We start from the raw sequence: 18,758 nt of genomic DNA, 5'->3' as shown, positions 1-18,758 counted from the left end.
CCGTCGCCCCGCCGTCTGTTCTCTGGGCATCGTGCCCGACCTGGACCCCATGACCGATTCCCCACTCATCATCGACGTCGCCGGCACCGCCCTTACGGCCGACGACCGGCGCCGCCTGCAACATCCGCTTGTGGGCGGCTGCATCTACTTCAGCCGCAACTTCGAGAGCCGGGCGCAGATCACGGCGCTCTCGGCCGAGATCCAGGCACTGCGGCCCGATTTGCTGATCGCGGTGGACCATGAGGGCGGCCGCGTGCAGCGCTTCCGCACGGATGGCTTCACGGCGCTGCCGTCGATGCGGTCGCTGGGCATGCAGTGGCAGTCGGGGGGAGACGGCCCGCAGCGCGCACTGAACGCGGCGGTCGCCCTCGGCCAGGTGCTGGCAGCGGAGCTGCGCGCCTGCGGCATCGGCTTCTCCTTCGCGCCGGTGCTGGACCTGGACCATGCCGACGCGGCGGCGGGCGATGCGCCGGCCTCGCGTAGCGCCGTCATCGGCAACCGCAGCTTCCACCGCGACCCCGCCGTCGTCGCAGCGCTCGCCCGGGCGGTGATGCACGGCCTGCGCGATGCCGGCATGGCGCATTGCGGCAAGCATTTCCCCGGTCACGGCTTCGCGGCGGCTGATTCGCACGTGGCCGTGCCGGTCGATCCGCGTGGCCTGGAGGAGATCCTGGCCGACGACGCCGCACCCTATCGCTGGCTCAGTGCGAGCCTGGCGGCGGTGATGCCGGCGCATGTCGTCTATCCCGCCGTCGATGCGCGGCCCGCGGGCTTCTCTTCCCGGTGGCTGCAGGAGGTGCTGCGCCAGCGCCTGGGCTTCACCGGCGCGGTTATCAGCGACGACCTCAGCATGGAAGGTGCTCGCCACCTCGAAGGCCGGCTGTTGACGCCCGCCCAGGCGGCGCTGCAGGCCCTGAAGGCCGGCTGCGACCTGGCGCTGCTGTGCAACCAGAGCCTGAACGGCGGCGCGGTGCTGGACGAATTCCTGGATGCGATGACGCAGGCGCGCGCGAGTGGCGAACTCGCGCCGTCGCCCGAACGCGAAGCTCGCCGTCGGGCCCTGCTGCCGCGCGGGGAGGCACTGGGCTGGGACGCGCTGATGGCCGATCCGGCCTACCGCCACGCCCGCGCGCTGCTGCCCGCCACCGTCTGAGAACGCGGCCCATGGCGACCACCATGCTGCAGGTGAAGGTCAAGCCCAACGCCCGGGCGAGCACGCTGGTGCAGCAGGAAGACGGCACTTGGCTGGCCCAGCTCAAGTCGCCGCCGGTGGACGGCAAGGCCAATGCCGAGCTGATCGCCCTGGTGGCGAAACAACTGGGCGTGGCCAAGGCTGCCGTCGACATCCACGCCGGCGCGGGTGGGCGGATGAAGCTGGTGAAGGTTGCCCGCACCTGACACGCCGGTTCGGCAGGACGCGATTCCGAGCCTAGGCACAAATTCCTGATTCTGGCTTTTAGTTTCGGAGGGAGTGCGAATCGCCGCACGGCACTGCTAGGCTCTTGCGCAGCCGTCGCGGGCATCCGGACTGCTAGTTTACATAGGACTGCAGTCCAGAACAAAAAGGGAGTGACAGTGAACGCAAGAGCCTGGTTGGCCGGGTGGGCCGTTGCCGCCGCATTGATGGCATGCGGAGGGGGTGGAAGCCAAGGAGGTGGTGGGGCCTTCATGCCTGTTTCAGGATCGAGCCCCGGCACTTCGGCCGATCCAGCCGGCGGCGACACGCCGCAGGCAACGGCCACTTTTCAGGTTCGCGGTCGGCTTGATGGCTGGGTCCCGCCTGGGCTGGTGCTGCAACTGAACGGCGCGGAAGAAGTGGTGCCCGAAGCGGACGGCACCTTTGCCTTCTCGACGGCGCTCCCCCGGGGAGGCCGCTATTCGGTTTCCGTCAAATCGCCGCCTGTCGATCCTGCGCGTCAATGCACGGTCGACGCTGGCACGGCGGCCGGCGAGGCGGGTCCGGAAGATCCCCGCACCACCGTGATCTGCAGCGGAATGGTCGCCCGCTTTGCTTACGTGGCGGTAAGCCACCAGAACGAATACCTGCTGCCGCAAAACGTCCAGGTGCGAAGTCATCCGATTGATCCGGCCACAGGCGCCTTAGGCACGGCCCCTGTCGCCGTCAACCTTGCAAGTCCCTTGGACGACGAGGCGGTCGATCCGGAGATCGCCGTACCTCATCCCGGTGGCCGCTGGGCTTACGTGATCCGCGGGGGCACCGTGACAAGCCAGGGCGGGGTTACGAGCACGGGCATCTCCGACGTATACCGGCGTGCGCTGCGGCAGGACGGCAGCATCTCTGAGCGTTCTGCGTCGTTGGTCCAATGGCGCGATGGCGCTGCGCCGTTCGTGGCCCGCAGGCTCATGATGCATCCTTCCGGTCGCTTTCTCTACAGCGCCGGTTACAGGCAGACCAATGCACCAGGAGCTGTTCCAACCTGGGCTGCGCTGCCGTTGCGGTTGTTGCGAGTGGACGCCAGCAATGGCGCAGTGAGCGAGGTCGACTCGACAACGATGCCTGCTGTGGCTGAACTCCGTTTTGATCCCAGTGGCCGCTTCGCCTTTGCCTTCTCGTCATTGGACCGATCCGTCCCCAGCTCGGCGTCACCCTTGTCGGTTACCGTCTACGCCGTCGATCTTCAGACCGGTTTACTTCGACGGACCGGGCGTTTCGACCTGGATTCCGACGCATTCGTATCTTTCACGCCGGACGGGCGATTCGCATACGGCACTACTGCGATGGCGACTGGGGGGAGCAATCCAACGACCACTTATGCGCTCAAGAGCTTCCGGGTGGACCCTGCGACAGGGGCGATCAGCGAGGTGAGTTCAGCGCGCCGTGCCTTGCCCACATTCAGCCGGCTGGCGGTCCATCCGCATGCGCACGTACTCTATGTTGGGCAGTTCGAAAACGTCGGTACGCCTGCGGCCGCTCCGGTCACACAGCGCTACGCGGTTGACCCCATCAATGGAACCTTAAGCCTGTTGGGGGCACCGCTCCCGCATGCGGTCCCGACGTTCGATGCATCGGGCCGGTTCGGCTATCTGTCCGACATCGACACGCGTACGCTGGGGCAGAGCTTGCGCGCCTATCTTGTCAACGCGACCACCGGGGCCACGTCATTGATGTCGGTGTTGCAAGTGGGTGGTCTCCCGGTTTCCGGGCAACAGTACCCCAATGGGCTTGACACCATGGGCGGCTTCTCGTTGGGCTACTGACGCGGGACTGGAAGAGGGCCGCCCGCGACCGCTCCGACGGGCTGGCTTGCCGCCACGCTCAGCCCTCGCGCCGCAGTGCCGGGAACAGGATCACGTCGCGGATGCTGGGCGAGTCGGTCAGCAGCATCATGAAGCGGTCGATGCCGATGCCGCAGCCGCCGGTGGGGGGCATGCCGTACTCCAGCGCGCGCACGAAGTCGTGGTCGAAATACATCGCCTCGTCGTCGCCGCTGTCCTTGGCGGCCACCTGGGCGTTGAAGCGGGCGGCCTGGTCCTCGGCGTCGTTCAGCTCCGAGAAGCCGTTGCCGAACTCGCGGCCGGTGATGTAGAGCTCGAAGCGCTCGGTCACCTCGGGCCGCTCGTCGTTGGCGCGGGCCAGGGGCGAGATTTCGGTCGGGTGCTCCATGATGAAGGTCGGCTGCCAGAGCTTTTCTTCGACCACTTCCTCGAAGTACAGCACCTGTAGGCTGGCCAGGGTGCGGCCGCTCAGGCGGTCCTTCTCCTCGCTCATGCCCAGCTTGCGCAGCGCGGCGATCAGCCAGTCGCGGCTGTCCACGTTGTCGCTTGCCTCGGTGTGCTTGACGATGGCTTCGCGGATGGTGAGGCGCTCGAAGGGCGCGGCCAGGTCCACCGGCTTGCCCTGGTAGGTCAGCTGCAGCGTGCCCACGGCCTTGGTGGCGGCGTCGCGGATCAGCGCTTCGGTGAAGTCCATCAGGTCGCGGTAGTTCCAGTAGGCCGCGTAGAACTCCATCATCGTGAACTCGGGGTTGTGACGGACCGAGATGCCTTCGTTGCGGAAGTTGCGGTTGATCTCGAACACGCGCTCGAAGCCGCCCACGATCAGGCGCTTGAGGTAGAGCTCCGGCGCGATGCGCAGGTACATCTCCTGGTCGAGCGCGTTGTGGTGCGTGACGAAGGGCTTGGCATTGGCACCGCCGGGAATGGGATGGAGCATGGGCGTCTCCACTTCCAGGAAGCCATGGCTCACCATGAATTCGCGGATGCCGCTCACGGCCTTGCTGCGGGCCGCGAAGCGCGTGCGGGCGGCCTCGTCGGTGATCAGATCGACGTAGCGCTGGCGGTACTTCTGCTCCTGGTCGCTCATGCCGTGGAACTTGTCGGGCAGCGGACGCAGGCTCTTGGTCAGCAGGCGCAGGCGGCTGACCTTGATCGACAGCTCGCCGGTCTTGGTCTTCATCAGCGTGCCTTCGGCGCCGACGATGTCGCCCAGGTCCCACTTCTTGAAGTCGGCGTAGGCCTCTTCGCCCAGGGCGTCGCGGGTGACGTAGAGCTGGATGCGGCCGGTGGCGTCCTGCAGGGTGGCGAAGCTGGCCTTGCCCATCACGCGCTTGAGCATCATGCGGCCGCCCACGCTGGCGGCCACGGGCGTGGCTTCGAGCGTCTCGGCGGGCGTCTCGCCATGGGCGGCGAGCAGGGCGTCGGCGCGGTCGGCGGGCTTGAAGTCGTTGGGGAAGGCGACGCCGCGGCCCTCGGCCTGGCCGGCCCGCAGCGCCTTCAGTTTCTCGCGTCGTTCGGCGATCAGCTGGTTGTCGTCAACGGAAGGGGCGGCAGCGGCCGGCGTGGTGTGGTCGGACATGGAGGGCGTCGTGCAGTTGGAGGCCGCCGCCGGGCGCGGGGGCGACCGGGGGGAGGGCGGCTGTCAGGGGAAGGGCGCCAGGGTCGCCGGGCCGGGGGCCCGGTGCAGCGCGGCCGGCGATTTTAGCGGGGCCGCGCTGCGCAACGCGGTGCGTGCGCCGCGGGAACGCAGCCTGCGTGCTCGCAGTGTGATGACGGGGGGATGCGGTCCGCGCCGTTCGCTCAGCGCTGGCCCGAGATGCGCGTCTGCGCCAGCAGGTCGCTCACCAGCTCCAGGCGAACCAGCGGACTGTCCAGGGCCAGCAGGCGCTGCCGCATCTCGGAGGGCAAGGGCAGCAGCTCGCACCAGCGGTTGGCCACCCAGGCGCAGTCGTCGTAGTCCGGCGGCTCGGCCAGGGGCAGCGGCCCGCCGCGCTGGCGCAGGGTCTCGGCGAACTGGCGCAGCCCATCGGCCACGCCGAGCAGGTCGTCCGGCACGGGCACGCGGGCTTCGGGCGGCAACACTTCGGTGCGCGCCGTCCACAGGCCGTTGGGTTGCTGCCGGCGCTCCAGGATGCGGAAGCGCTCGGTGCCCACGCATTCGATGACCAGCAGGCCGGACTGGGGCGACTCCAGGTGGCGGATGGTGGCCAGCGTGCCCAGGTCCGCGAAGACCTCGGGCGCCGCTGCGGCGGCTCGCACTTCCGCGCCCCGCATCAGCCCGACCACGCCGAAGGGCGTGCCGGCCTTGTGGCACTCGCCGATCATCTGCAGGTAGCGCAGCTCGAAGATCCGCAGCGGCAGCAGCCCGCCCGGAAAGAGCACGGTTCCGAGGGGGAAAAGCGGCAGGAAGGGGTTGGCTTCGGACATGATGGGCGCAGAAGTGCGTGGCTATCATCGCACTCCCTCCTTGCCCCCTGCGGCGTCTTTCTCTTCCTGACGATGCTCTACCAGATCCCTTCGTTCCTGCTGGACGTCATCGCCGGCCTGCTGGGCGGCGCCTGCCTGCTGCGCCTGTACATGCAGCTGCACCGCGTGCCCTTCGGCAATCCGCTGGGGCGTTTCGTCTTTGCATTGACCGACTGGATCGTGCTGCCCCTGCGCCGCATCTTGCCCGCAGCGGGCCGCTGGGACCTCGCCAGCCTGGTGGCGGCTTGGCTGATCGTCATGCTCAAGTACCTGCTGCTGATGCTGCTGGCCGGCGGGCTGCGGCCGGTGGCGCTGCCGCTGCTGTCGCTGTTCGGGCTGCTGCAGCTGGCGGTGTCGGGGCTGACGGCGCTGCTGATCGTCTATGCGGTGCTGTCATGGATCCCCGGCGCATCCCCCGTGCTGCACGACCTGGTGCAGCGCCTGGCCGAGCCGCTGGTGCGGCCCATCCGCCGCGTGGTGCCGTTGATCGGCGGCGTGGACCTGTCGCCGCTCGTGGCCATCGTGCTGCTGCAGATCGTGGCGATGGTGCTGGGCAATCTGCTGGTGGGCATCTACGGCATCGGGCGCTGAGGCACGGAGCCGGCGCCGAACCCCACAGGGCGGGCGCCGGGCAACTGCGCCTGAAGCCGCTCAGTAGACGTCGCGGCGCAGCCTGCCTTCCATGAGCAGTGCTTCTACCGCCGCGGAACCGAGCAGCTCGCGCAACGCGGCATCCACGCCCTGCGCCATGCCCGCCAGGCTGCCGCAGACATAGAGCACGGCGCCGTCGTCCACCCAGCGGCGCAACGCGTCGCCTGCATCCTTGAGTGCGTCCTGCACATGGCGGCCGGTGGGTGCCACGCGCGACCAGGCCAGGTCCACCCGCGGGAGCAGGCCGCGGGCCTGCCAGGCCTGCACGTCGTCGGCGAAGAAGGCGTCGTGGTCCGGATGCCGCTCGCCGAAGATAAGCCAGTTGCGCCCATGGCCGCGCCGCGCCCGCTCGCGCAGATGTCCGCGCAGGCCCGCAAAGCCCGAGCCGTTGCCGATGAAGATGCAGGGGCGGTCGTCGTCGATCAGCCGGAAGCCCGGGTTGTCGACCAGCCGCAGACGCAGCGGTGCGCTGGGCAGAGTCTGCACCGTGAGCCAGCTGGACATGAGGCCGAGGCGCCCGTCGTCCAGCACGCGCTGGCGCACCAGCAGGCTGAGGGTGCCGTCGTCCGGGATCGAGGCGACGGAATAGCGCCGGGGTGGCTCGCCGGCCGTAGGCGCTTCGATCTCCACCAGTGCGCCTGGCTGCCAGTCGGTCTCGGGGGGCAGGGCGATCTGTAGCTCGAACAGCGGCGAGCCGGCGCTCCCAGGATTCAGGTGCGTGCGCCGGCCCAACTCGGCCTCCAGCCAGCGGGGTGCGGCCAGGGCCGGGTCCGGCGTTGCGTCCTCGTCCAGCACGACGCCGAAGGCGGCGCCCACTTCGGCGCGCCAGCGCACGATGGCGGAGGCGTCCGCCTCGTCCATTTCCACCAGCGGGAACAGTGGTCGCGCGCCCAGGCGGCGCAGGTGGCTATCCAGCGCATGGCCGAAGCCGCAGAAGGTGCCGTATTGGCGGTTGCCCAGCGCCAGCAGGCCGAAGGCGGGGGCGGGCGCCAGCGGGGCGTTCATGATGGCCAGCCGCCGGGCGAAGGCGCGGGCCGCGTCGGGCGGCTCGCCATCGCCGTAGCTGCTGGCCACGACCAGCACGCGCGGGTGGCGGGCCAGATCAGCCGGGGCCAGCGCCTGCAGCGGCCTGACGGTGGCCGGCACGCCAGCGGCACCCAGGGCGGCCGCGGTCTGCCAGGCGAGCCGTTCGGCATGGCCCGTCTGGGTGGCGAAGGCGACCAGCAGCCCGCCGGCCTCGGGCGTGGCGCCGCCACCCGCCGCCGCCAGCGAGGCCCGCCGCGCCCGCCGTGCCGCCGCTGCCTCGCGCCGGCGGCGCAGGTACAGCAGCCAGCCGGTGATGGCGAAGAGCAGGAGCCCGGCGCTGGCCAGCACCATCACCACCCGGCCGAGCGGGCCCCAGAAACTGCCCATGTGCAGCGGATAGATGCTGTTGACCAGCCGCGCCGGCGCGCTCAGTTCCGCATAGCGGCGATGCTCGATGGGCTCGCCAGTGGCGGCGTCCAGGTAGAGCCGGTTGCGGGCGCGCTCGTGCTCGGCGTCGCGGCGCAGGTAGGTGGCTTCGACGCGTGGATTGGCCCGTGCCGGCAGCCGCAGCGTCACCAGCTGCCAATTGCCGTTCGATGCGCGCAGGAAGCCCTGCCAGAGCCGGTCCAGATCGGGCGCGGCGCGGGGTGGCGCGGGCGTGGGGCCCGGCGCGGACGCCGCGCCGCCAGCCGCGCCCATGGCACGGCCGGCCGGGTTGCCGCCGCTGCGCTGCATGCGCGCCGCCTGTCCTTCGCCCACGGCGCCGTCCACCGCCGCACGCACGGCATCGAAGCCCCAGTAGACGCCCGTCAGCCCCGACACCAGGTAGCACAGCAGCGCCAGCGTGCCCGCCACCGCATGCAGGTTCCACAGCAGCGCGCGGCCGCGCAGGCGCAGGTCCACGCGCAGCCAGGCGCGCCAGTCCAGCGTCCGACGCGGCCAGCGCAGCACCAGGCCCGAGATGGCCAGCAACAACAGCGAGGCCGCGAGCACGCCCGTCACCGGCTTGCCGATGTCGCGCGGCAGCAGCAGCCAGCGGTGTAGCGATTCGACGGTCTCAAAGAATTCGTCGCCCCGCGGCTCGGGCAGCGGCTCGGCGGTCCACGGGTCCAGCCAGTGCTGGGCGCCGCGGCGCTGGCCGGGCGCCGGCGCGAAGCCGATGCGCACGGGCCAACCGGTCTGCTTGCGCAGGGTGAGTGTCTGCACCTGCACCTTCGGGTCACGCGCCTGCACGGCGGCGACCAGTGCTGCGGGGGTGAGCGGGGCCGCGCCGGGCGTGGGCGGCTGGCGCTGGAACAGCGCGGGGTTCAGCGCTTCAACAATCTCCGCCCGGTAGGCCAGCAGCGCGCCGCTGCTGCCGATGACCGCCAACACCGTGCCGGCCGTGATGCCGGCCAGCCAGTGGAGCTGGAACAGGGCTTGGCGCCAGGTCCAGGGCATGTCAGCCTCTCACCGCGCTCACAGGTCGACCTTCATCGAGGCCTTCACGGTGCGCGGCGTGCCGACGGCCAGACGCGTGCCGGCTGCGGACCAATAGCGCCTGTCGCCGGCGTTCTCCACGTTCAGCTGGAACTGGGTGCGCCTGCCGAAGAGCTGGGTCACATAGCGCGCGCCGACGTCGAACAGCGTGTAGCCGCCGATGAAGCCCTGGTTCAGGTCGTCGATGGGCCGGCGGCCCGTGTAGTAGGCGCCGCCATTGATCGAGAGGCCGGGCACGCCGGCGATGTCGTACGACAGGAACAGGCTGGCCGTCTTGCGTGCCGTGTTCTCGGGCAACTTGCCGTTGTACTGGGCGTTGATGTCGCGGAAGGCCGCGTTCAGCCATTGGCCGGAGGCCTGCCAGGCCAACTGCTTCGTGAGCTGACCCTGGGCCGACAGCTCCAGGCCCCGGTAGACCTGCCGTCCGTCGCCCACGAACGTGTTGGCACTGTTCGTGTAGCTGCCGGGCCGGTCGATGTCGAACACGGCGGCCGAGAACATCGTGCCGTTGGGCGCCTGCCAGCGCAGGCCCAGTTCCTTCTGCTTGCTCACGCCGGGGGCGAGGCGCTGGTTCTGGTTGGCGGTACCGGCGGGGGCAGTGTCGCCTTCCTCCACGCCCTGGGAATAGGAGCCGTAGATGGCCAGGTCGGGCGTGAACTTGTAGGTCAGTGCCAATAGCGGCGAGGTCTCGTCCACGTCGTAGCTGGTCACCGGCAGCGTGGTGCTGGCGCCCTGCACGCTCTGGTAGCGGGTATGGCGCACGCCGGCCACCAACTGCCACTCGGGCGAGAGCACGATGCGGTCCAGCGCGTACAGGCCCAGGTCGCTGCTGTCCTGGAAGCCGGTCGTGGGCACCACCGTGCGGTTGCTGAGCGCGAGCGGTCCGATCGGCACCGGGTTGTACAGGTTCTGCACCGTGTTGGCGTTGCCATAGTTGCGGCTATAGATCGGCGCCTGGCTCTTGTCGGCGCGGGCGACGCCCAGCGTCAGTTCGTGCTGGACGTCACCGGTCTGGAAGGTGCCGAAGAGTTCGGTGCGCAGCAGCTGCGAGGTCTGCTCGAGGTGCTGCACGTTGCCGGTGATGCGCCCGCGGCCGGTGCTGACGTTGTAGTTGCTGACGGTGCCGAGCCCGCGGTCGCGCTCGGCGTCCGAGCGGCCCGCTTCCACCATCAGCGCCCAGTCGCTGTTGATCGAATAGTCGGCGCGCAGCTGCTGGTTGGTGACTTCGGCGACGAAGGGCGCGAAGGTCGGGCCGAGCAGCTTGGTGGGGTCCGGTAGCGCGGGCAGCGTGATCACGCCATTCACCGCTGCCGGCCGGCCGATGCCGGCCTGCTCGACGACGCGCTTCTGGTAGTGCTCGACGTCGGCCTTGATCGTCAGCTGCGAGTTCACGCGCCAGTCGAAGGCGAGCGACTGCATCTGCCGGTTGCCGTCCACGCCGCCGATGGCCGAGCCGAGGCTGCCGCCTGCGGCATTGATGCGCACGCCGAACTGATCGCCTTCGCCGAAGCGGCGGCCGATGTCCACGAGGCCCTGCGCCTCGCCGTGGTTGTCGAGGCGCACGCCCACGCTCGTCACCGGCGTGGCCCCGGCCCGCTTGGTCACGAAGTTGACGATGCCAGCCGGCGAGGTGAAGCCGTAGTACAGCGCCGAGGCGCCCTTGAGCACCTCGACCCGCTCCTTGTTCTCCATCGGGATCTCGGAGATGTTGGGAATGGCCAGCGAGCCGTTGAGCCGGTAGTTGGTGCGGTTCTCGACCCCGATCCCGCGGATCACCAGCTGGTCGAAGGTGTCGCCGCCGTTCTGCTGGCGCGTGACGCCGGCGGTGTTGCGCAGCACGTCGTAGACGCTGTCGGCCGCCTGCAGCTCGATGACGGCGCTGGTGACGGCATTCACGGTGGCCGGAACGTCCATCAGCTGTCCGCCGCGGAAGGTGCCGGCCTCCACCGTGTTGGCGACGAAGCCGTTGCTGCGGTCGGCGCGCACGTCCACGGTGTCCAGGGTGGTCTGGGCCACGGCGCAGGGCAGCGGCAGCGCCAGGGCGGCGGCGACAGGGAGCAGTCTTCTCATGAGCAGGCGTGCCGGCGAGCGGCCACAAAAAAGCGCGCCGATGCGCGCTGTTGGCGAACTGGTGAAAACCCTATTCTGCCTTGCTAATGAGAACTTTTCTCATATTCGTGGTGGTTGTGGCAACCGCACCACGGCCCGGCCGCTCCGGGCCGGGCGCCCGAGGGCGATCAGCCGACCGCGTCGGCCGGCTGGCGCGTGAGCATGGCCAGCACGCTGGCGATGGTCTTGCGCAGTTCGCGGCGGTCGCTGATGAAGTCGACGGCGCCCTTTTCCTGCAGGAACTCGGCGCGCTGGAAGCCCGCGGGCAGCTTCACTCGCACGGTGGACTCGATCACGCGCGGGCCGGCGAAGCCGATCAGCGCCTTGGGCTCGGCGATCACCACGTCGCCCACGAAGGCGAAGCCGGCCGAGACGCCGCCCATGGTCGGGTCGGTCAGCACGCTGATGTACGGTAGCCCCTTCTTGGCCAGGCGCGTGAGCGCCGCATTGGTCTTGGCCATCTGCATCAGCGACAGCAGGCCTTCCTGCATGCGGGCGCCGCCGGTGGCGGTGAAGCAGATGAAGGGCACCTTCTGCTCGATGGCGGTCTCGACGCCGCGCACGAAGCGCTCGCCGACCACCGAGCCCATGGAGCCGCCCATGAACTCGAACTCGAAGCAGGCGGCGACCACGCCGATGTTGAGCACCGAGCCGCCCATCACCACCAGGGCGTCGGTCTCGCCGGTGGACTCCAGCGCTTCCTTCAGGCGCTCGGGGTACTTGCGGCTGTCCTTGAACTTGAGGGCATCGACCGGCAGTACTTCCTGGCCCAGCTCGTAGCGGCCCTCGGCATCGAGGAAGGCGTCGAGCCGCGCGCGGGCGCCGATGCGGTGGTGGTGGCTGCAACTGGGGCAGACGTTCTGGTTCTGCTCCAGGTCGGTCTTGTAGAGCACCGTCTCGCAGCTCGGGCACTTGATCCACAGGCCCTCGGGCATCTGGCGCCGTGCACCGGGGTCGGTGGGCGCGATCTTGGGGGGGAGGAGTTTTTCGAGCCAGCTCATGGTGTGCGTCCGAGTTCTGTGCAAGGAGGCGGACGGGGCGGCCAAGCCGCCTGTCCGCGGCGCCTGCCGGGCGCGGTGGCCGGGCAGGGCGGGGAACGAGGGGACGGATTATCCCGCTTTCGGCCCGGGGGCCGGCAGCGCATCCAGTGCGGCGCGGATGCCGCGCAGGAAATCGCCGGCCGCGGCCAGTGCCGCTTCGCGCGGCTGGCCTTCCAGCAGTTGGATGATCCGCGTGCCGATCACCACCGCGTCGGCCGTGCGGCCCACGGCCTGTGCCGTCTGCGCGTCGCGGATGCCGAAGCCCACGCCCACCGGCACCGTCACGTGCTGGCGGATGCGCGGCAGCATCTGCTCGACGGCACTAGTGTCCAGGTGGCCGGCACCGGTCACGCCCTTGAGCGAGACGTAGTAGACATAGCCGCTGGCCACCCGCGCCACCTGCGCCATGCGGGCGTCGGTGCTGGTGGGGGCCAGCAGGAAGATCAGGTCCAGCCCGTGCGCGCGCAGGTCGGCGGCGAAGGCCTCGCACTCTTCTGGCGGGTAATCGACGATCAGCACGCCGTCCACGCCCGCCGCCGCCGCGTCGCGCACGAAGGCGCCGGCGCCATGCTTGAGGTCGTAGCGCTCCACCGGGTTGGCATAGCCCATCAGCACGACGGGCGTCGTCGTGTCCTGGCCGCGGAACTCGGCCACCATGGCCAGCACCTGCGCCATGCCGACGCCGATGGCCAGTGCGGCCTCGCCGGCCTTCTGGATCACGGGGCCGTCGGCCATGGGGTCGGAGAAGGGCACGCCCAGCTCGATCACGTCGGCGCCAGCGGCGACCATGGCGTGCATCAGCGCGGGCGTGATGTCGGCCTGCGGGAAGCCGGCGGTCACATAAGGAATCAGCGCCTTGCGGCCTTCGCCCGCCAGACGCGTGAAGGTGGATGCGATGCGGCGGCTGTCCGGCGTGGTGTTCGCGGCGCTCATGGCTTGCCCCCCTTGACCGACAGGCCGCGCATGGAGGGCCGGTCGTAGAAGTCGACGCCTGCCAGGTCGGCCACGGTGCCGATGTCCTTGTCGCCCCTGCCGGAGAGGTTGACCAGGATGGACTGGTCGGGCCGCATGGTCTTGGCGAGCTTCATGGCGTAGGCCACCGCGTGGCTCGATTCGAGCGCCGGGATGATGCCCTCGGTGCGGCACAGGTGGTGGAAGGCGGCCAGCGCCTCGCCGTCGGTCACGCCCACGTATTCGGCGCGGCGGATGTCGGCCAGGTAGGCATGCTCGGGGCCCACGCCGGGGTAGTCCAGGCCGGCGCTGACGCTGTGCGTCTCGGTGATCTGGCCGTCCTCGTTCTGCAGGATGTAGGTGCGGTTGCCGTGCAGCACGCCCGGGCTGCCGCGCTGGATCGAGGCCGAATGCTTGCCGCTGTCCAGGCCCTCGCCAGCGGCTTCCACGCCCACCAGCTTCACCTGCCCGTAGGGGATGTAGGGATGGAAGATGCCCATGGCATTGCTGCCGCCGCCCACGCAGGCCACCACCACATCGGGCTGGCTGCCTTCGCCAGGGAGCATCGACGGCATCTGCTCGATGCATTCCTTGCCGATCACGCTCTGGAAGTCGCGCACCATGGCCGGATAGGGATGTGGGCCCGCCACCGTGCCGATGATGTAGAAGGTGTTCTCCACGTTCGTCACCCAGTCGCGCATAGCCTCGTTGAGCGCGTCCTTGAGCGTGCGGCTGCCGGATTCGACCGGCACTACCGTGGCGCCCAGCAGGTTCATGCGGTAGACGTTGGGGCTCTGGCGCTTGACGTCCTCGCTGCCCATGTAGACCACGCATTCCAGCCCGTAGCGGGCACAGATGGTGGCCGTGGCCACGCCGTGCTGGCCGGCGCCGGTCTCGGCGATGACGCGCGGTTTGCCCATGCGGCGTGCCAGCATGGCCTGGCCGATCACGTTGTTGATCTTGTGTGCGCCGGTGTGGTTGAGGTCTTCGCGCTTGAGATAGATCTGCGCGCCGCCCAGCTCGCGGCTGGTGCGGGCGGCGTGGTAGATGGGGGAGGGCCGCCCGACGAAGTGCTTCAGCTCGTAGGCGAACTCGGCCAGGAACTCCGGGTCTTCGCGGTAGCGGTCGTAGGCCTCGCGCAGTTCGGCGATGGCATGGGTCAGCGTCTCGCTGACGAAGCTGCCGCCATAGGGGCCGAAGTGGCCGGCGGCGTCGGGCAGGGCATAGGTGTGTGTGTTCATGGCGATCGTGATGATGGCGCCGGTGCACAGGTGGGCACCGGCAGAACGAGGAGGTCTTCTTGGCAGCCGTCAGGACGCGCAGTGTCCTGGGGGTGCAGCCGGCGGGCCCGAAGGCCCCGGCTCAGCGGGCGAGTAGCGCGTCGGCCGCGCGGACGGCGGCGACGAACTCGCGGATCTTGTCGCCGTCCTTGATGCCCTTGGCCGTCTCGACGCCCGAGCTCACATCAACCGACAGCGACCGGCAGCGCGGGCGCAGCAGCGCAATGCCATCGCCCACGTTTGCAGGTGCGAGCCCACCACTCAAGACGAGGTGAGCGTCGACGGCGGTTGGAAGGAGTGACCAATCGAAGACCTTGCCGGCACCGCCATAGCCGTCGACATGGGCGTCGAGCAGGATGGCGCTGGCCTGGGAATAGGAAGCCGCGTAGTTTAAGAGGTCGAAGCCGGCCCCTGCCGCGCCCAGGGGGATGCGGGCGGCGCGCAGCCAGCGGTGGCCTCCCTCGGCGGTGGACTGTCCGCACAGTTCGGGTGTCTCGTCGCCATGGAACTGGGCCATGGAACCTGGCACCGCCACCAGCCCGGCCTGCACCCGATCCGGCGCTTCATTGACGAAGAGCAGCACCGGCACCACGAAAGGCGGCAGCCGGCGCGCCAACTCGGCGGCGCGCTCCACGGTCACGGCCCGCGGGCTTTTGGCGTAGAGCACGAAGCCCACCGCATCGGCGCCCGCGTCCACGGCCGCATCCACGTCCTGCTCGCGCGTGAGGCCGCATATCTTGATGCGGGTGCGGAAGGTGGCGGACGAAGGGGTCATGGCGTGTGCAGACAGAGGAACAGGGCGCGTGACGGGGCGAGAGGGCGGGGACTGCCTGACGCTGTTCAGGGCAGGGCCTCGCAGGCACCAGGCTCCACGCCCATGGTGACCTCGGGCGGAAGTCCCCATGCGGCGTCGTAGAGGGGGCCGAGGAAGTACAGCCCGTCGGCCGCGAAGGTGGGCGCCGCTGCCTGCCGGCTGCGCGCGTCGCGTACCTCGCGCAGCCAGTCGGGTGTGGCATGGCCCTGGCCCACGCGCACCAGGCAGCCCATGATGTTGCGGATCATGTGGTGCAGGAAGGCGTCGGCCTCGAAGTCGAAATGCCAGCGGCAGCGCTCGGCCGCGCCGACCCGCGTGATGGCGATGCGCCGGACGGTCTTGACCGGCGACTTGGCCTGGCAGGCCGAGGCGCGGAAGGAACTGAAGTCGTGCTCGCCCAGCAGGTGCGCGGCGGCGGTGCGCATGGCCTCGCCATCCAGCGCATGCATCGACCAGCCCACCTTGCCCGCGTCCAGGCTGGGTCGCACCGGTGACTGGGACACCACATAACGGTAGCGCCGCCCCCGCGCCGCGGCGCGGCAGTGGAAGCTGTCGGGCACCGGCTGCGCCCACTGCACGGCGATGTCCTCCGGCAGAAAGCGGTTGGGCCCGCGCACCCAGGAGAAGGGCACGCGCTCGACGTCGGTGTCGAAGTGCACCACCTGCATCCAGCCATGCACGCCCGCGTCGGTGCGGCCGGCGCACAGCGTGCCGATGCGCTGCTGCGCAAAGCGTTCGAGCGCCCGTTCGAGCTGGTCCTGCACCGTGCGGCCGGAAGGCTGGCTTTGCCAGCCGTCGTAGGCGCGGCCATCGTAGCGGACGCCGAGCGCGAGCCTCATGCGCGCGACGCGCCTGCAGCGGGCAGGCAGGCGAGGAAGATCGGAGGACAGGACGGCAGCGCGGACATGGCAGAAAAAGGAAGGCCGGACCGGCCCCCTGGCTGGGTGGCACGGCGCGTGCCCTGGAGTATCAGCGCAGTTCGGCCAGCAGGCGGCGTGCGTCGTCCTGCAGGGCGCCGTCGCTTTCGGCGATCAACTCCTCCAGCAGCATGCGGGCGCCTTCCGGATCGCCCAGCGCGTGCAACTCGCGCGCGAGCGACAGCTTGACGGCGTCGGCGCTTTCCCCGGGGCCAGGGTCGATGCCCGTGGGAATGTGAAGCGGCAGGTCCATGGGCTGCGTGTCGGCCGTGTTGAGCGCGGCATGGAAGTCGCGGCTGAAGATGTCCGAGCCTTCCATGGACAGCGGCGCATGCAGCGTGGCAGGCTGGGTGCGCACCTCGTCGCCGACATGGCGGAACCCTGCCATCGGCTCCAGTTCGGCCGGGGCGGTGTCGAAGTCGTTGCCCAGATCGCCGACCGGGGCCGAACGCAGGGGCGCCGGAATGGTGGGCTCGTCCGCCGCACCGCGAAGTCCCGAGGCCGGCCCGCCGGGGACCGGACGCGGGTCATCGGCCAGCGCCGACGGGAACAGCGACGACACCGAGGGCGTCGTGGGCGCCGGGGCGGCCGCCGGCGCGCGTGCGGGCGGCAGGTCCAGATTCAGGTCGAAATCCAGAGGCGCGACCGAAGGCACGAACGCCTGGGGCTTCGGCTCCTCCGGGGAGGCGGACATGGCGCCGGCCGCGCTGGTGGATGCGGCGATGCCGGCGGCGCTCATGGCAGGCGTCAGGCCTGCAGGCATGGCTGCTGCGGGCGCGTCGGCCGCATGGGCGCTCTGGTAGAGCGCGTTGGACGGGTCGAGGCTGCGGCCCAATTCCTGCGCGCGATGCCAGTCGGACCCCATGCCGCCCGTCCGCGCCTGCAACTCGAGCGCCAGTTGCTCGAAAGCGCGGGCGTCGCGGCGGCGGGCGTAGATCTCCAGCAGCTTGAGCTGGATGCTGGTGCGTTCCGGCGACGTGCGCAGCGCTTCCTTGAGGATCTCCTCGGCCTGGAGGTCGCGTCCGTAGGCGAGGTACACGTCGGCCTCCGCCACCGGGTCCACATCGCCTGCATCGAGCTGGCTGGGCGAATAGTTGAGCGAGGAGGCGCCGCTGTGGTCCTCCCTGGTGTCGACCGTCGCGCCACCGGAGCCGCCGAAGTAGGAGTCCTTCTGCAGGCTTTCGGGGAACAGGCTCTCGGCCGCGTCCTTCTTCTGCTGCTGGCGCCGGCGAGCCAGCAGGGCGAGCAGCAACAGCAGCAGGACGATGCCGCCACCCGCCAGCATCAGCGGATTGGCCAGCAGCGAATCCAACAGGCCTTGTTCTTCCTGCGCGGCGGAGGGGGCAGGCGGGACCGGTGCGGGAGATGCCGTTGCGGAGGCCGGTGCCGCGGGCAGCGCCACGGCGGCCCCGCCGGACGCGGCGGCTTGCGGCGCCGGCGCTGCGGGCGTCGACGAGGCGGCCCCTGTGGTGGAAGGCGCCGTCACGCCTGGTGCGCCTGTACCGCCCGCCGTTCCCTCGGAGGGCGCCGCGGTCCGAGGGGCGGAGGGCCCGGCAGGTGCGGCCTGTGCGGGTGCCGCCGTGCCTGCGGACGCGCCGCCCGATGCGCCTTGCAGCCGGTTGAGCTCCTCGATGTTGCGGGAGAGTTCGGCGACCCGGCTGCTGGCTTCCTTCGCCTGGCGCTGCTGTGCCAGGCGCTCCTCGGCCGAGGCCTGGCCCGGCGCCGCGCCCCGCGAGATGGTCAGCCGGTCTGCGGATGCGCCCGCGGCCGATCGGTCCTGCACGCGCGCCTGGAGGCCGCCCGACGCCTGCCGGTCCGCCCCTTCCACGTTCATCGACGGCGCGTTGGTGGCCAGGCGCTGCCGGTAGCTGTTGAAGTCGCGGCTCTGGGCCACGATGGTGCGGCGGGCCTCTTCCGGCGGTGTGGCCCGGGCCGCGTCGGCCGAAGGCATCTGCAGCACGGCGCCGGCGCGCAGCCGGTTGACGTTGCCGTTGATGAAGGCGCTGGGGTTGGCGCGCAGCATGGCCAGCAGCATCTGGTCGAGCGAGACATCGGCCGGCTTGGCGGCCGCGGCCAGGCGGCCGGCGGTGTCGCCCGCGCGCACGGTGATGGCGCTTGCAGCCCCTGGCGGGGCCGCTGCCGGAGCGGGCGCTGCCACGGCTTCCACCGGGGTGGCTGCCGGCCGTTCGGCCTTTGCGGCCCGGGGGGTGGGTGCGGGCGTGATCGGGCGGTCGATGGCCACGCCGGACGATGGCGCGGGCGCCCGGCCCTGCGGCGGATCGATCAGGGCGGTGTAGTCCCGGACCAGTCGCCCGCTGGGCGAATTGGCTTCGATCAGGATGTCCACGAACGGGTCGTTCATTGGACGGACACCCTCCAGGCGGACTACGTAGCCGCCGTCCGCGCGCCGCTGGAGCGTCGTGCGCACGCCCTGGAGCGTATCGGCGAACGTCAAGCCGGCATTCTGGAAAGTCTGAGGTGCAGCCAGGCGGACCTGCAGGTTCGTCGCCTCGGCCTGGGTGACATCGGTGACCTGGACTTCGGCCCGAAGGGGCTCGCCCAGCGCCGACAGCACATTCAACGCGCCCAGCGTCAGCGCCTGCGACTGGGTCGACCACAAGCCGAACGCCGCCACCACGGCCCAGCCCAGTGGAGAAATGCGGAAACGGCGAACGGCCGCCGAAGCGGCCGTGTCGCGGCCGGCGGCCTGCGCAGGCGGCGAGAGTCTGGTCATGCTGTCGCGGGCCATGCCCGAAAAATGTAAGTAGACGTTAACACCCGCGCTGCC

14 protein-coding genes are annotated in these 18,758 nt (G+C 70.2%); 4 read left to right on the top strand and 10 right to left on the bottom strand.

Going from position 1 to position 18,758, the window contains the following annotated elements; genetic code table 11:
• The first annotated feature begins 49 nt into the window (after positions 1–49).
• From nagZ to DFR41_RS09980, 3 genes are all read left to right on the top strand, one after another.
• Positions 50–1,153: a beta-N-acetylhexosaminidase gene (nagZ, locus tag DFR41_RS09990; RefSeq protein WP_017758929.1), complete on the top strand. Its 1,104-nt coding sequence runs from the start codon at positions 50–52 to the stop codon at positions 1,151–1,153.
• A gap of 11 nt (positions 1,154–1,164) precedes the next feature.
• Positions 1,165–1,398, top strand: coding sequence for a DUF167 domain-containing protein (locus tag DFR41_RS09985; RefSeq protein WP_017758928.1), 234 nt, complete (start codon positions 1,165–1,167; stop codon positions 1,396–1,398).
• 270 nt (positions 1,399–1,668) lie between these two features.
• Positions 1,669–3,219 carry a lactonase family protein gene (locus DFR41_RS09980; protein ID WP_147284332.1) on the top strand — a complete coding sequence of 517 codons (1,551 nt, stop codon included), beginning with the start codon at positions 1,669–1,671 and terminating at the stop codon, positions 3,217–3,219.
• A 58-nt stretch (positions 3,220–3,277) separates the two neighbouring features.
• On the opposite strand, the gene lysS is transcribed toward DFR41_RS09980, so the two are convergent.
• Both lysS and DFR41_RS09970 read right to left on the bottom strand, forming a co-directional pair.
• Positions 3,278–4,816 carry a lysine--tRNA ligase gene (gene lysS, locus DFR41_RS09975; RefSeq protein ID WP_114802591.1) on the bottom strand — a complete coding sequence of 513 codons (1,539 nt, stop codon included), beginning with the start codon at positions 4,814–4,816 and terminating at the stop codon, positions 3,278–3,280.
• Positions 4,817–5,037: 221 nt separating this feature from the next.
• On the bottom strand, positions 5,038–5,664 hold the full coding sequence (locus DFR41_RS09970) for an LON peptidase substrate-binding domain-containing protein (protein WP_017761348.1): 627 nt from the start codon (positions 5,662–5,664) through the stop codon (positions 5,038–5,040).
• Positions 5,665–5,736: 72 nt separating this feature from the next.
• On the opposite strand from DFR41_RS09970, the gene DFR41_RS09965 reads away from it, so the two are divergent.
• Positions 5,737–6,294 (top strand): YggT family protein, encoded by a 558-nt coding sequence (locus DFR41_RS09965; RefSeq protein ID WP_114802590.1) that lies wholly within the window; start codon positions 5,737–5,739, stop codon positions 6,292–6,294.
• Positions 6,295–6,354: 60 nt separating this feature from the next.
• Here the strand turns inward: DFR41_RS09965 and DFR41_RS09960 are convergent, their stop codons facing one another.
• The 8 genes from DFR41_RS09960 to DFR41_RS09925 all read right to left on the bottom strand — a co-directional run bounded on the left by DFR41_RS09960 (position 6,355) and on the right by DFR41_RS09925 (position 18,704).
• On the bottom strand, positions 6,355–8,820 hold the full coding sequence (locus DFR41_RS09960) for a PepSY domain-containing protein (protein ID WP_114802589.1): 2,466 nt from the start codon (positions 8,818–8,820) through the stop codon (positions 6,355–6,357).
• Positions 8,821–8,838: 18 nt separating this feature from the next.
• Positions 8,839–10,929: a TonB-dependent siderophore receptor gene (locus tag DFR41_RS09955; RefSeq protein ID WP_114802588.1), complete on the bottom strand. Its 2,091-nt coding sequence runs from the start codon at positions 10,927–10,929 to the stop codon at positions 8,839–8,841.
• 167 nt (positions 10,930–11,096) lie between these two features.
• Positions 11,097–11,969, bottom strand: coding sequence for an acetyl-CoA carboxylase, carboxyltransferase subunit beta (accD, locus tag DFR41_RS09950; RefSeq protein ID WP_017761322.1), 873 nt, complete (start codon positions 11,967–11,969; stop codon positions 11,097–11,099).
• A gap of 108 nt (positions 11,970–12,077) precedes the next feature.
• Positions 12,078–12,941: a tryptophan synthase subunit alpha gene (gene trpA, locus DFR41_RS09945; RefSeq protein WP_114802587.1), complete on the bottom strand. Its 864-nt coding sequence runs from the start codon at positions 12,939–12,941 to the stop codon at positions 12,078–12,080.
• Complete coding sequence (gene trpB, locus DFR41_RS09940; protein WP_114802586.1) at positions 12,938–14,200, bottom strand: tryptophan synthase subunit beta; 1,263 nt, start codon at positions 14,198–14,200, stop codon at positions 12,938–12,940. The genes trpA and trpB overlap by 4 nt, the downstream gene beginning before the upstream one ends.
• Positions 14,201–14,321: 121 nt before the next feature.
• Positions 14,322–15,014, bottom strand: coding sequence for a phosphoribosylanthranilate isomerase (locus DFR41_RS09935; RefSeq protein ID WP_114802585.1), 693 nt, complete (start codon positions 15,012–15,014; stop codon positions 14,322–14,324).
• A gap of 65 nt (positions 15,015–15,079) precedes the next feature.
• Positions 15,080–15,892 (bottom strand): tRNA pseudouridine(38-40) synthase TruA, encoded by an 813-nt coding sequence (gene truA, locus DFR41_RS09930; RefSeq protein ID WP_114802584.1) that lies wholly within the window; start codon positions 15,890–15,892, stop codon positions 15,080–15,082.
• A 130-nt stretch (positions 15,893–16,022) separates the two neighbouring features.
• On the bottom strand, positions 16,023–18,704 hold the full coding sequence (locus DFR41_RS09925) for a motility hub landmark protein FimV (protein WP_114802855.1): 2,682 nt from the start codon (positions 18,702–18,704) through the stop codon (positions 16,023–16,025).
• Between the last annotated feature and the right edge of the window lie 54 nt (positions 18,705–18,758).

The sequence above is a fragment of the Pseudacidovorax intermedius genome (assembly GCF_003350475.1).
GTDB classification, from domain to species: domain Bacteria; phylum Pseudomonadota; class Gammaproteobacteria; order Burkholderiales; family Burkholderiaceae_C; genus Xenophilus; species Xenophilus intermedius.
Note: the sequence above shows the minus strand (reverse complement) of the source record. Positions and strands in the feature narration are given on the sequence as shown.

What these genes read in the sequence shown, in the direction of transcription:
- nagZ (WP_017758929.1), top strand. Translation starts at nt 50, where the DNA reads ATGACCGATTCCCCACTCATCATCGACGTCGCCGGCACCGCCCTTACG.
- DFR41_RS09985 (WP_017758928.1), top strand. Translation starts at nt 1,165, where the DNA reads ATGGCGACCACCATGCTGCAGGTGAAGGTCAAGCCCAACGCCCGGGCG.
- DFR41_RS09980 (WP_147284332.1), top strand. Translation starts at nt 1,669, where the DNA reads ATGCCTGTTTCAGGATCGAGCCCCGGCACTTCGGCCGATCCAGCCGGC.
- lysS (WP_114802591.1), bottom strand. Translation starts at nt 4,816, where the DNA reads ATGTCCGACCACACCACGCCGGCCGCTGCCGCCCCTTCCGTTGACGAC.
- DFR41_RS09970 (WP_017761348.1), bottom strand. Translation starts at nt 5,664, where the DNA reads ATGTCCGAAGCCAACCCCTTCCTGCCGCTTTTCCCCCTCGGAACCGTG.
- DFR41_RS09965 (WP_114802590.1), top strand. Translation starts at nt 5,737, where the DNA reads ATGCTCTACCAGATCCCTTCGTTCCTGCTGGACGTCATCGCCGGCCTG.
- DFR41_RS09960 (WP_114802589.1), bottom strand. Translation starts at nt 8,820, where the DNA reads ATGCCCTGGACCTGGCGCCAAGCCCTGTTCCAGCTCCACTGGCTGGCC.
- DFR41_RS09955 (WP_114802588.1), bottom strand. Translation starts at nt 10,929, where the DNA reads ATGAGAAGACTGCTCCCTGTCGCCGCCGCCCTGGCGCTGCCGCTGCCC.
- accD (WP_017761322.1), bottom strand. Translation starts at nt 11,969, where the DNA reads ATGAGCTGGCTCGAAAAACTCCTCCCCCCCAAGATCGCGCCCACCGAC.
- trpA (WP_114802587.1), bottom strand. Translation starts at nt 12,941, where the DNA reads ATGAGCGCCGCGAACACCACGCCGGACAGCCGCCGCATCGCATCCACC.
- trpB (WP_114802586.1), bottom strand. Translation starts at nt 14,200, where the DNA reads ATGAACACACACACCTATGCCCTGCCCGACGCCGCCGGCCACTTCGGC.
- DFR41_RS09935 (WP_114802585.1), bottom strand. Translation starts at nt 15,014, where the DNA reads ATGACCCCTTCGTCCGCCACCTTCCGCACCCGCATCAAGATATGCGGC.
- truA (WP_114802584.1), bottom strand. Translation starts at nt 15,892, where the DNA reads ATGAGGCTCGCGCTCGGCGTCCGCTACGATGGCCGCGCCTACGACGGC.
- DFR41_RS09925 (WP_114802855.1), bottom strand. Translation starts at nt 18,704, where the DNA reads ATGACCAGACTCTCGCCGCCTGCGCAGGCCGCCGGCCGCGACACGGCC.